This window comes from Bacillus sp. JJ1533 (assembly GCF_036965045.1).
In the GTDB taxonomy this organism is placed as follows: Bacteria; Bacillota; Bacilli; order Bacillales; family Bacillaceae_L; genus Ferdinandcohnia.
Window position 1 is genome coordinate 35,872 of sequence record NZ_JBALOV010000027.1, and the last position, 13,371, is coordinate 49,242.

Genomic DNA, 13,371 nt, shown 5'->3' on the forward strand with positions numbered 1-13,371 from the left:
AAACCATTCGTCCCTAACATTTAATTGTTAGGGATGGGTGGTTTTTTATTTTGGTTTTAACTATTAAAAAAGGAGAAAAACAAGATGCAAACTATTTTTTCAGGGATTCAACCAAGTGGATCCGTCACATTAGGAAACTATATCGGGGCAATGAAGCAATTTGTTGAATTGCAAAATGAATACAATTGCTTCTATTGTATAGTGGACCAACACGCGATTACAGTACCACAAGAATCAAAAAAATTACGCGAAAATATTAAAAGCCTAGCTGCACTATATTTGGCAATTGGGCTTGATCCAGAAAAAGCAACTCTGTTTATTCAATCAGAGGTTCCGGCACATGCTCAAGCAGGTTGGATGTTACAATGTGTCTCTTATATCGGTGAACTTGAGCGAATGACTCAATTTAAGGATAAATCACAAGGAAAAGAAGCAGTCGTGGCTGGATTATTAACCTATCCTCCACTTATGGCTGGAGATATTCTCCTTTATAATGCAGACCTTGTTCCTGTGGGTGAGGACCAAAAGCAACATATCGAATTAACACGTGACCTTGCTGAAAGATTTAATAAAAAATATCGTGAAATCTTCACGATACCTGATGCAAGAATCCCTAAAGAAGGCGCAAGAATTATGTCCTTACAGGAACCAACTAAGAAGATGAGTAAATCAGATCCAAATCAAAAAAGCTATATTGCCTTACTCGATGATCCAAAACAAATTGAGAAAAAAATTAAAAGTGCCGTAACCGACTCAGAGGGAATTGTGAAATTCGACAAGGAAAATAAACCTGGTATTTCCAATCTACTGACCATCTATTCCAATTTCAGCAACAAATCAATTGAGGAAATTGAAGCAATGTATGAAGGAAAAGGATACGGAGAATTTAAAGCTGACCTAGCGGAGGTTGTATTAAACGAAATTCGCCCTATTCAAGAAAGATATTACGACTTCTTAAACTCATCAAAATTAGATGAAATCCTTGATGCCGGTGCTGAAAAAGCCAATAAAGTAGCAAGTAAAACCGTCAAAAAGATGGAAAATGCCATGGGTCTAGGGAGAAAAAGAAAATAATAAAAGTGAAAAAGGATTTGTTCGAAAACAAATCCTTTTTCTTATACCTTTGACTCATGTTCAATTTCCCAAAGCTTTTCAAAAAATGGCTGACCTTTAATTAGGTTTTCACATAGTTGGACATGTTTGCTCGTCCAACCGTTTCTCGTTTCTTCATAGAGGTTATGCCATACTTCCTCAAACTGCATTTCCTGAATTTCTTGGTATCTCGACGGATTCCATTCCGTATACCAATACCTGATCTCAGCTACATTTTTTGTTGAGGCTAACTGATCTAACGCCATAAATAAAAGCTGCTTTAACTGTCTTTCCTTACGGGTTAGCCCTGCCATTTCAATAGGTGATGGAGATAAAATATGATATTCCTTGTCATTTATGCTATCCTTAGTATCAAAAGTATAAGGAATCGCTTCATGTCCACTCACCATCTCATAAACAAGCTGTTCCTGCCGTGGAATTAATCGACTTTTCCGAATTGGAATATTGTACCCAATTGTGTCTATCGCCATAATTCCATGACCATCTGTTACAACAAAACAATAATCGAGCTGAATCCGTTCATGATTTTTTCGAACATACGCTTTTTGGTGAACATCCATAAGAAGTTGCTGTGGTAGTTCCATTAAATCATTCTCAATGTAGTTAAACAATGGAGACTCAATTTTTAGCAAAGGTACCTGGTCTAACAGTTCAACACTATCATCCTTGCGCCATTCATGGAAGTGGCAAACGTTGTAACCATTTTCTTCACCTTCAAACCAATTTACCCAAATATCATGAAGAAACAACATTTATTACCCCTCACTTCAAAGCTGTTTGTCAACAGTATAGGCAGAAGGGGAAAAATTTATTCCAAAATATTCTTGTTTTGCTAGAAAAATACTCTACATCTTAATCTCTTCTTGATGATTTTACCGGATAGTAAATACTAGCCCAAATCATTCCTAAGCCCACTGCGACTAGATAGCATTCAATTCTTTTACTAATAAATTGCAAGTATTGCACAAATGTAAGCCCTGTTGTCATTAGGTTTAAATAAGCAATGATCGTAATACCTCCACTAACTGCTAGCCCAAATCCAACTAAAAAGAAAAAAGCCCTACCCATCTGGATACCAGACAATAAAGCTGTGATAAAAATGCCTTCTCAATTCAATCACCTGCTCGTCCCATTTACTTACTATAATCTATGGTTCAAGTTTAGAAAAGATGACTACTGGAAAATAGAAAAAGCCAAGATCGCATCTTGGCTTTTTACTCATTTATTTTTGGATCAAGTGCATCACGAAGACCATCACCTACGAAGTTAAAGCATAGTACGGTAATTAAAATCATTAAACCTGGAGCAGTTGGAACCCACCACTGGTTAAGCATGATTGTTATACTCTGTGCACCTTGTAGCATATTTCCCCAACTTGGTGTTGGTGGCATAATACCTAATCCTAGGTAACTAAGAGCAGACTCAGCTAAAATGACTCCCCCTACAGCTAATGTAGCTGCAACAATGATTGGCCCCATCGCGTTTGGAAGGATTTCTCTAAAGATAATGGTAAAGCTTCTTGTTCCAATCGTCTTAGATGCTAAAACAAACTCACGATTACGCAGTGATAAAAACTCACCCCGAACCAATCTGGCAGTTGTCATCCATCCTGTAAGTGCAAAAATGATAATTAACTTATCAACACCTGGTTTAAAAAGCGTTACAAGCGTGATTAGCAAGAAAATTTGTGGAATAGAAAGCATAATATCTACGAATCTCATGACCAATGCATCAACAATTCCACCAAAATATCCTGCAATTGCACCTAATGCTGTTCCAATCGTAATCGCTCCAGCTACTGATGCAAAGCCTACCAGTAATGAAATTCTTGCACCATACAATAATCGAGTTAAGATATCACGGCCAAAGGTATCTGTACCTAGTAAATGTTCCTTACTAGGGTCTGCAAGTCTCTTAAATAGATCCTGTTTGTCTGGGTCATGTGGCGTTAATAATGGTGCAAATATCGCTGATAAGATAATAAGAATCAAAAGCACTGCACCGATAACTGCAAGCTTATTTTTAAAGAACTTACGAATCATTATTTTCGTCAAAGTATCGGCTTTAGAGCTCATACCTTGAAGTTCTATTTCATTTCCTGGTGCTAAATTAGGTTGTGCCATCCTTCTTCCCCCCCTCTAGTATTCAATTCTCGGATCAAAGATAGCGTATAAAATATCGGCTATAAGATTTCCTACTACTACTAGTACGGAGGAAATAACAGTTATTGCCATAACGATTGGATAATCACGTTGGAAAGCTGAATCAACGAATAATTTTCCCAGTCCCGGCCAACCAAATACGGATTCAACAATTACGGAACCACCAATGAAACTTGGTATCATAATTCCAAATATCGTAATAACCGGAATTAAACCGTTTCGTAATCCATGCTTTGCAATAACCTTTCCTTCTTTAAAGCCTTTTGCTCTTGCCGTTCTCATGTAGTCTTGGTTAACAACCTCGATCATACTTGATCGAGTATATCTAGTTAAACTAGCCATATCGGCTGTTGCTAAAACGAAAGCAGGTAGGATTAAATGGTGAATACGATCCCAAATGCTAAACGGTGCATTTAGTGTTTGGGTACCTGAAGCTGGGAACCAGCCTAGATGAACAGAGAAAATCATAATTAATACTAGTCCAAACCAGAAATTTGGGATAGCAAGTCCTAAAAAGGAAGATACAGTAACTGTATAATCTATTTTTGAATATGGACGTACAGCAGAAATGACACCAAATGGAACTGCAATTACGATTGCTAATATTGTAGATACTCCCATCAACAAGAGGGTGTTCGGCAATCGATTCCAAATCAACTCAGAAACATCTCGGCCCTTATTAATAACGGAATCTCCAAAGTCACCTTGAAGCATGTTTCCTAACCATTTGAAATACTGTACATGGACAGGGTCATTAAATCCATATTTCTCCATAACCACCTCTCTATCTGCAGCACTAATATTAGGGTCCATCAAGAGTGCAGTTGGGTCACCTGGAGCCATATGCATGATTGCAAATGAGATGATGGTAATTCCTAATAATAGGGGAATAGCCATTAATGTTCGACGGATGATATAAGATACCATAGCTATTTCTCCTTCACAATTTAATAAATTCGTCTATGTTTGATCTAGATACAAATATCCAGGAATTTTCGGTTTCCAATAGCAAGAGGGAAGGGAATCATTACCCTTCCCTCTGCAATAATCATGTTAGTTTACTATTATTAGTTACTAGGTTGTAACCACCATTTATTTGCATTGAATAATTGAGACTTCGGATGGAATTCATAACCTTGTAATTCTTCCGGCATAGCACGGTACTCAATTGGGTAGTACAAGAATGTATATGCTTGGTCTTCAACAAGAATTTGGTATAGATCTTTGTGAATTTCCTTATACTTCTCAATGTCAGTAGTCTTTCTAGCTTCTTCCATTAGCTTATCTGCTTCAGGATTGCTATACCAGTTCATGTTTAAGCCTTCTTCAGCTTGACTTGAATGGAAAATATCATATTGATCAGGGAATGTTGATAATGACCAGCCTAGAATCATTGCTTCATAATCCCAGTTTGGAGCAGAGATTTGTTCAATGAATGCTGACCATTCAACGATTTCTGGTTTTGCTTCAACGCCAATTTCTTTAAATTGTTGTTGTAAAACTACAGCAATATCTTCACGGATTTTGTTACCTTGGTTCGTTTTGATAGAGAATGACATTTCTTTGCCATCTTTATCTACGATACCGTTACCGTTCGTATCTTCCCAACCAGCTTCTTTAAGCAATGCTTTGGCTTTCTCTAAATCATAATCAAATTTTGGTACGTCGTCATTATATGTCCACATCAACGGGCTATCTGGAGCTTCAGCAGGTTGACCAGCACCATTCATAATGCTATCAACAATTGCTTGTTTGTTTACAGCATGTGTAAATGCTTGACGTACTTTCTTGTCTTTGAATCTTTCATCCTTTTGGTTGAATCCAAGGAATGTATAAGATAAAGCTAAATCTTCCTCAATCTTAGTTCCTTCGATTGCTTTTACAGTATCAATTTCAGTACCAGGGAATGCATTATACATATCAATTTCACCAGCTTGCAATGCTGCGATTAAAGCATTAGCATCTGCTACATATCTAGTTGTAATCGTATCTAAATATGGACGACCTTCAAAGTAATCATCATTCGCTTCTACTTTTACATACTCGCCATCTTTCCATTCTACAAATTTGAAAGGACCAGTACCAATAGGGCTCTTTGTATTGAACTCATGCTCATGAATTGTAGCTGGGTCAACATCACCTAAGATATGCTCAGGTAGTGGACCATATGATCCTAATGTTGTTGGATAGAAAGTTACATCTACTTTATTTAAAGTAAATTTAACAGTGTAATCATCGATTTTTTCAATTTTTTCTAAACTTTCGAAGTTTGATTTACGTTCTGAAACTACCTCTGGTTTTTTCATTAATTCATAGGCGAATACTAAATCGTCAGCATTCATTTCTTCACCATCATGCCATTTAACGCCTTGCTTAAGTTTAACCGTATATTCTAAACCATCTTCAGAAGTTTGAATATCCTCAGCTAAATCATACTCAGTTTCAAGATCTTTATTTGTCTTGACAATTGCATTATAGATTAATCCTTCAATATCACTTGACGCTGTATCAGTTGAAAAATATGGATTGAATAATGTTGGACTCCCTGCACTTCCAACTACCAAATCTCCACCAGTTACAGGTTCATTATTTTTTGGTTCTTCTTTTGCTGGTTCTTCTTTTGCAGGTGTTTCTTCTTTTGGCTTTTCTTCGTCACTATTAGCTTTTTCGCCACCGGAACAAGCTGCTAAGAAAAGTGACATAACAAGTGTTAGGACTAAAAATAGCCATAAGCTCTTTCTTAACTTCATCTTTGTTTCCCCCTATCGTTTTGTTAGAATTTTTAGTTTTTACTACTTAGATTGATCCCTCTTAGGTGGCATCTCCTCCCTTCAAGAAATCTATATATTTTCTGTGCAGCCACCTTTACTCGTAAAGGTGACATGCAACAAAATGCCCTTGTTTTACTTCCTTAAATTCTGGTACCAGCTGGCGGCAAATATCGGTTGCGGCTGGGCATCTAGTGTGGAAGACACATCCACTTGGCGGATTTGAAGGACTTGGAAGTTCTCCCTTAAGTACAATTCGTTCTCTTTTGATTGCACCTGCTTTTTTAGGAACAGGAACGGCAGATAATAATGCTTGTGTATATGGATGAAGTGGTTCAGCATATAAATCTTCTTTTTCAGCTAATTCCATCATTCTACCTAAATACATAACTCCTACTCTATCACTTATATGTCTTACAACACTCAAGTCATGAGAGATAAAGATGTACGTTAGTCCAAATTCTTCTTGAAGATCTTCCATCAAGTTAATAACCTGAGCTTGAATCGACACGTCAAGCGCTGATACAGGTTCATCAGCTATAATCAATTCAGGATTTAACGCAAGTGCTCTTGCAATTCCGATTCTTTGACGTTGTCCTCCTGAGAATTCATGTGGATATCTATTGATAAAAGATGAGTTTAATCCAACCGTTTCCATTAATTCTTTTACTTTCTCTTCTCGCTCTTTTGCATTGTATAAGTTATGAGTAATTAATGGTTCTTTAATAATAGAACGTAATGTCTTTCTAGGGTTAAGGGTTGCAAATGGATCTTGGAAGACCATTTGAATGTCTCTTCTCACATGTTTTCTTAATTCACTTTCCGACATATGTGAAATGTCTTTACCCTTAAAAATAATCTTTCCATCAGTCGGTTCGTATAATCGGATAATTGTTCTGCCAGTTGTGGATTTTCCACAGCCTGACTCTCCAACAAGCCCGATTGTTTCTCCTTTTTTGATTTGTAAGCTAATGCCGTCAACTGCTTTGACATTACCTACTTTTCGTTGCAGGAGACCAGCCTTGATTGGAAAATATTTTTTAACATCTTGAAGCTCCAGGATGATATCGCTATTTTCCTGCGTTGTTTTAACTTTATTATCTAGGTTGGTAGTAGTCATGCTTGTGCCCCCTCATCTTCATATAGGAAACAGCGAACTGCTCGTTCTTTACCCATTTGTTTTAGCTGAGGTGCTTCTGCAAAACAGCGGTCTAAAGCTTTGGAACAGCGTGGGGCAAATCTGCATCCTTTCGGCATATTTTCAGGTGAAGGTACATTTCCTTCAATTGATTGAAGACGTTCAATTTCACCTTCTATTGCAGGTATCGAATTCATGAGTCCAACCGTATATGGATGAAGCGGTTCATCAAATAAATCATCCACTGGTGATTGCTCAACTACTTGGCCACCGTACATAACAACAATTTTATCGGCAACCTCTGATACGACTCCCAAGTCATGGGTGATTAAAAGAATTGAAGTATCAAATTTGCGACTAAGATCCTTCATTAAATCAAGAATTTGCGCTTGAATTGTAACGTCAAGAGCGGTTGTAGGCTCATCCGCAATTAAAAGCTTTGGATTACAGCTCATTGCGATAGCTATCATTACCCTTTGGCGCATACCACCTGAAAGACGGTGCGGGTAATCATTAATTAATTCAGCTGCCCTTGAGAATCCAACCAATTCCAACATTTCAATTGCTTTTTTAGTCGCTTCTGCTTTGGACATTTTTTGGTGATACATTAGTACCTCAATGATTTGTTCTCCAACGGTTAGTACTGGGTTAAGAGATGTCATTGGTTCTTGGAAAATCATTGAAATATCATTTCCTCGAACCTTACACATTTCTGCCTCAGACAGTTCGACGAGGTTTCTACCATCAAGAACGATTTCACCTTCTACGATCTTTCCAGCCGGACTTGGTACGAGCTTCATAATTGAAAGTGAGGTAATACTTTTACCAGATCCAGACTCACCTACTATTGCTAAAGTTTCACCTTTATTTATTTTTAAATCAACGCCATCTACGGCAGGTATTACTGTTTTCTTTTTATAAAAATATGTTTTTAGATTTTTCACTTCTAGTAATGTAGCCATAAATTAGGTTCACCTTCCTTATCGGAACTAAACAAGTTCACTCATTATTCAAAATATAATATTTTTAGAGAAATATCAACCAAAAATTTCTAGCAATCTCTCATTTTACCAGATTAAAGCGTTAACGTAAAGAGTGCACTAAATTATCTGACAAAAGAATCACCTAAATTTTATTACAGAAAGATTACAAATACAAGTCAATTTTTAAAAATTGATTTAATTCAGGTTAAACCGAAAAATTTACATTCTCTTAATCTATTTAAAATTCTATTAAAACTATGTCAAAATTGCAAGATAATTTTTATTATTTTCATTACTTTTTCTTTAACCATTTGATATTAAAGGTTTTTCAAAAGAATCATACGTAATATATCTTTGTTATAAAACGCTGTTTTTATTTTCTCAATATAATACTTTACCGCCAAAAAGCGTTGAATCAGTGAAATACCAAGACAAAAAAAGATCCATCACACATTGTGATAGATCTGTTAACGGTTGGATTTAGGATTAAGCGCATCCTTTAACCCTTCACCTATGAAATTTATGGATAAAATGGTTAATGTAATAGCTGTTGCAGGAGGTACCCACATCCAAGTTATATTTCGCAGAACATCGGCATCCCTTGCCTCCGCTAGCATATTTCCCCAGCTTGGTGTATTCGAAGGTACCCCAAAACCTAGAAAACTTAAACCAGATTCAGCAACAATCATAACCGCCAAAATTAATGTCGCTTGCACAATGATTGTGGAAGAAACATTTGGTAACAAATGTTTAATAATGATTTTTGATGGCCTTGTCCCAATCGATTTCGCAGCAAGAATATATTCATTTTCTTTTTCTGCTAAGACTTTACTGCGAACGATACGTGCAACTCCACCCCAACTTAGTAAGCTCATTACAATAATTAGAGTCCATGCTCCAGATACCTTCCCAGTAAGAATACTGTTTAAAACAATTACAAAGATCATAAAAGGGAATACTAATACGAAATCTGTAAAACGCATTAACATCTGGTCGATTTTCCCACCATTATAAGCTGCGACAGAACCGACAATAGTTCCAATTAGAGTAATGAAAATGGTACATGAGAATCCAATTAATAAGGATGTTCTTCCCCCATGTAGCATTCTTGCAAACATGTCACGACCGTTTGTATCTGTCCCAAGCCAGTTATCTGCGGACGGCGGTTTTCTCATGTTCGTGAAATCAACACGAACAATATCCATTTTATTAAACATTGGGCCAAAAATAGCCGTTAATATGATTAGAATCAGAAAACCCAAACTGAACATCGCTAGTTTGTTTTTCATGAATTTCCTTCTGGCTATCGCCCAAGGGGAAAGACTTTTTGCTTCTTTGTCTGGTGAACCTGCATCTGTATTTGTAACTACTTCCATTTATTCTCCTCCTTAATCCAATCGAATCCGCGGATCCACGATACCATAAAGTAAATCAGCGATAAGATTTCCGAAAAGTGTTAAAAATGAAAGTAACATTGTGATCGTCATCATAACAGCATAATCCCTTGTGTTAACGGATTCTAAGAAAAGTTGTCCGATTCCAGGGTATGTGAAAATAGTTTCAGTTATAACCGCTCCACCTATTAAGGTTGCAATATCGAATCCTAAAAATGTTACTAACGGAATAATAGAATTTCGTAAAATATGCTTATTATAAATCGTTGATTCTTTCGTGCCTTTTGCTCTTGCTGTTCTTACAAAGTCTTTCCGACTATTTTCGATAATATCATTGCGTAAAAATTGAGTGTATGATGCAGTACCCATTAATCCTAAAACGAGTGCTGGTAACAATACATGATGGAATTTACTCACATAATATTCAAAAGTTCCTTCATCAAGTCCTACTTCAACTGATCCGCTGAATGGGAACCAATTAAGCTGAAACGCAAAGAAATAAATCGCTACAATCCCCGCAACAAACGATGGAACTGCAAGTCCGATATAGTTATAACTTGCAATAAGATTATCTCCAAGTTTATACGGCTTTCGTCCTGAATACATTCCCATTAAGAAGGAAAAAATGTACGTAAAAAATAATGAAACAAGTGCTAAAAATAATGTGTTTGGAATTTTTTGAGCAATTAGCTTTGAAACATCCATTTTATGTGTTGTAGATTTTCCAAAATCCCCCTGAACAAAGTCAGTAACCCATCTCCAATACTGTACATAGATTGGGTCGTTATAGCCCAATTTTTCTCGCATTTCTTCAATGTATTTTGGATCAGTATTTGACGGGTCAATTTCTCCCCCAAACGGGTCACCTGGCATTACTTTTGACAAGGAAAATACCACTATTGAGGCAAGGAGTAATAATGGAATCATGCTTAGTATTCTTCGAATTGAGTATTGGAGCATGTTAATTTCTCCTTATTCTAAAAAATTCTTTACTAAAATAGAAGTTCAAAAAGTCACAGTTCGTGACTTTTTGAACTTTACTGACCTGTGATCAATCAGTTACATACCATTTATGAACATCTGTTTGGAATCCAACTGCATTTACATGTACACCTTGAAGGCGTTCGTTAATTCCATATAGGTCCATGTTTTCCCATAATGGTAATGCTGGTAATTCTTCGTTGAATAGTTTTTGCCACTCAACATATACTTGTCCACGATATTCTTTATCAAATGCTTTTTCGCTTAAGCCTTCATCAAGAAGTCTTTGGCTATCTTCATTTACCCAACGTCCATAGTTCCACTCAGCATCATTAGCCCATAGACCAGATGGATCTGGGTCAGAACCAGTTCCCCAAGAACCGAAGAATGCTTCTAATTCAACATCGTCATTGTCTTTCATTTCGTTATAAAGGTTGAACTCAATTAGACTACCAGTTGCTAATTCAGTTTTTACGCCGATGTCATTCCAGCTTTGGATAATTGCTTGTGAACGACCTTCAAATGTTGCGTTACCTGCATAGTGACCAAATTTGATAGAGAATGGCTTGCCTTCTGGATCTTCTACAAATCCGTCTCCATCTACATCTTTATAACCAGCTGAAGCTAAAAGTTCTTTTGCTTTTTCTTGGTTATATTCATATTGGTTTAGTTCTGAATCATCAGCAGCCATCCAGAATGCAGATGGAATAACAGTGTTGAATACTTTACCTTTACCAGATAAGAAACCATCAATCATTGCTTGACGATCAATTGCAGTTAATAAAGCTTGACGTAACTCTTTAGATTCAAACTTATCAAAATCAGCTATGTTCTTACGTGCTTCTTGATCACGATGACCAAAACGTAAACCGATATAAGAGTAAACAGTTCCAGTAGCTTCTTCTACGCGAACATGATCCATCTTTTCTAATTCTTTAACAGACGCTGGAGCAATGTTCATAATATCAATTTCGCTATTTTGGAAAGCACCGTTTGCTAATGAAGGATCAATAACTTTGATAACTACTCCATCTAGAAGTGGTTTCCCTTCCCAATATTCATCAAAACGTTCTAATTCTACATACTCACCAGGTACAACTTTTTTCACTTTGAATGGTCCAAGACCAACAGGATTCGTACGAACTTGTTCAGATTCTCCAAGTTCAGCTACAGGTACGCCTTCATAATGTTTCTTAGGCATTGGATCTGACCATAGATTTTCTAAGTTGTTAATTTTCACTTCTTTAAAAGTAATTGCAACTGTGTATTTATCAATTACATTAACACCTTCGATATGGTCTGCTTTTCCTTCTTTTTTCTCTGTAGCACCTTTGATTCCTTCAACATAGTTGAAGCGAGAGCCATCATAATCAGGGTCTGCGATTGTTTCAAGAGCAAACGCATAGTCATCAGCTGTTAACTCTTCACCATTGTGCCATTTAACGCCTTCTTTAAATTTAAAAGTATACGTTAATTTGTCATCGCTGATTGTCCATTCAGCAAGATTTGGTACATACTCTAGGTCGTCATTTACCTTGTAAATACTACCACCAGTAAAACCAAGGATTTGCGCATCAATAACGCTTCTATAATAAGCAGATTCAAAAACGCCTTCAGGAGCTTGGTCAACTGCTAAAGTGATTGTTCCACCTTCTTTTGGTTCAGCTGTTTCTGAACCAGTGTTTTCTTTTTCTTTTTCAGCTGTTTTTTCATTACCACCGCATGCTGCTAGAAATAAGGACATTGCTAGCATAAGTACGATTGTCCACAATGCTGACTTTTTCATGTAGGTTTTCCCCCTTAAGTATTTGTTTATGTTTTTTAAATTTTAGCTGCCAATTATTTGTGTAAATGACAAGCCACCTTATGTCCTGGCTTCACCTCCTTTAAAAGTGGTTTGCTTTTCGAACATTCCTCCATTGCCATTGGACATCTTGGATGGAACGGGCAGCCACTTGGTGGATTCGCTGGACTTGGTACATCGCCTTGAAGAACAATTCTTTCCTTTTTCTTTCTTGGATCAGGCTCGGGTATAGCAGATATCAATGCCTGTGTATAAGGATGAAGCGGTTCAGCATACAAGTCATCCTTATCTGCAATTTCTACAATACCTCCAAGATACATAACTCCAATCCTGTCACTCATGTGCTTCACAACACTCAGATCATGGGCGATGAAAAGGAACGTTAATCCGAACTCCTCTTGTAATTCTTTTAATAAATTTAATACTTGGGATTGAACGGAAACATCGAGCGCCGAAACAGGTTCATCTGCGATAATTAGTTTTGGCTTAAGTGCTAAGGCACGTGCTATCCCAATTCTTTGGCGTTGCCCTCCAGAGAACTCATGTGCGTATTTATAGAAAGCATCCTCGGGAAGACCAACCTTTTTCAATAAATCCAATACTTCACCTTTTAGTTCTTTTAATGATTTTCCTGTGTAGTTAATGATAGGTTCTGCTACGATATCACCAACCATCTGCATTGGATTTAATGAAGCATATGGGTCCTGGAATACCATTTGGAAATCTTTTCTGATTTCTCTCAAGTGTTTTCCTTTAAGTTTTGTGATGTCTTTACCATCCAATAGAATCTGGCCTTCTGTTGGTTCAAGCAAACGAAGAATGGTTCTTCCTGTTGTTGACTTCCCACATCCTGATTCACCTACAAGACCTAATGTTTCACCTTCTTTAATGTCAAACGAAACACCATCAACCGCTTTTACATGGCCAATCGTTTTCCTCATAAACCCACCTTTAATAGGATAGTAGGTTTTAAGATCCTTAACTTCCAAAATAAGATTATCTTTTTTCTCTAATGTTGATTGAGCCAT

12 protein-coding genes and 1 other annotated feature (1 of these 13 only partly in view) are annotated in these 13,371 nt (G+C 36.9%); of the genes, 1 reads left to right on the forward strand and 11 read right to left on the reverse strand.

Features of this window, described 5'->3' with window-relative positions:
- Positions 1-18: a binding site (T-box leader), on the forward strand (it extends 208 nt beyond the left edge of the window).
- 66 nt (positions 19-84) lie between these two features.
- Positions 85-1,074: a tryptophan--tRNA ligase gene (gene trpS, locus V7138_RS14640; protein ID WP_335398595.1), complete on the forward strand. Its 990-nt coding sequence runs from the start codon at positions 85-87 to the stop codon at positions 1,072-1,074.
- Positions 1,075-1,115: 41 nt separating this feature from the next.
- On the opposite strand, the gene V7138_RS14645 is transcribed toward trpS, so the two are convergent.
- The 11 genes from V7138_RS14645 to V7138_RS14695 all read right to left on the reverse strand — a co-directional run bounded on the left by V7138_RS14645 (position 1,116) and on the right by V7138_RS14695 (position 13,371).
- A complete protein-coding gene (locus V7138_RS14645; RefSeq protein ID WP_335398597.1) occupies positions 1,116-1,865 on the reverse strand; it encodes a YjbA family protein in 750 nt (249 codons plus the stop codon).
- A gap of 100 nt (positions 1,866-1,965) precedes the next feature.
- The gene (locus V7138_RS14650) at positions 1,966-2,181 is read right to left on the reverse strand and encodes a hypothetical protein (RefSeq protein WP_335398599.1); all 216 of its coding nucleotides are present in this window, start codon (positions 2,179-2,181) and stop codon (positions 1,966-1,968) included.
- A 146-nt stretch (positions 2,182-2,327) separates the two neighbouring features.
- Positions 2,328-3,236, reverse strand: a complete 909-nt coding sequence (gene opp4C, locus V7138_RS14655; protein WP_335398601.1) for an oligopeptide ABC transporter permease — start codon at positions 3,234-3,236, stop codon at positions 2,328-2,330.
- A 15-nt stretch (positions 3,237-3,251) separates the two neighbouring features.
- The gene (locus V7138_RS14660; RefSeq protein WP_335398603.1) at positions 3,252-4,202 is read right to left on the reverse strand and encodes an ABC transporter permease; all 951 of its coding nucleotides are present in this window, start codon (positions 4,200-4,202) and stop codon (positions 3,252-3,254) included.
- 140 nt (positions 4,203-4,342) lie between these two features.
- Positions 4,343-6,025 carry a peptide-binding protein gene (locus V7138_RS14665; protein ID WP_335398605.1) on the reverse strand — a complete coding sequence of 561 codons (1,683 nt, stop codon included), beginning with the start codon at positions 6,023-6,025 and terminating at the stop codon, positions 4,343-4,345.
- Positions 6,026-6,140: 115 nt separating this feature from the next.
- The gene (locus V7138_RS14670) at positions 6,141-7,163 is read right to left on the reverse strand and encodes an ABC transporter ATP-binding protein (RefSeq protein ID WP_335398607.1); all 1,023 of its coding nucleotides are present in this window, start codon (positions 7,161-7,163) and stop codon (positions 6,141-6,143) included.
- Positions 7,160-8,143, reverse strand: coding sequence for an ABC transporter ATP-binding protein (locus tag V7138_RS14675; RefSeq protein ID WP_335398609.1), 984 nt, complete (start codon positions 8,141-8,143; stop codon positions 7,160-7,162). Before V7138_RS14675 ends, V7138_RS14670 begins: the two co-directional genes overlap by 4 nt.
- Positions 8,144-8,631: 488 nt before the next feature.
- On the reverse strand, positions 8,632-9,540 hold the full coding sequence (gene opp4C, locus V7138_RS14680; RefSeq protein ID WP_335398611.1) for an oligopeptide ABC transporter permease: 909 nt from the start codon (positions 9,538-9,540) through the stop codon (positions 8,632-8,634).
- A 12-nt stretch (positions 9,541-9,552) separates the two neighbouring features.
- Positions 9,553-10,518 (reverse strand): oligopeptide ABC transporter permease, encoded by a 966-nt coding sequence (gene opp4B, locus V7138_RS14685; RefSeq protein ID WP_335398613.1) that lies wholly within the window; start codon positions 10,516-10,518, stop codon positions 9,553-9,555.
- A 91-nt stretch (positions 10,519-10,609) separates the two neighbouring features.
- Entirely contained in the window at positions 10,610-12,325 is a 1,716-nt protein-coding gene (opp4A, locus tag V7138_RS14690; protein WP_335398615.1) for an oligopeptide ABC transporter substrate-binding protein, read from the reverse strand.
- Positions 12,326-12,378: 53 nt separating this feature from the next.
- A complete protein-coding gene (locus V7138_RS14695; protein ID WP_335398617.1) occupies positions 12,379-13,371 on the reverse strand; it encodes an ABC transporter ATP-binding protein in 993 nt (330 codons plus the stop codon).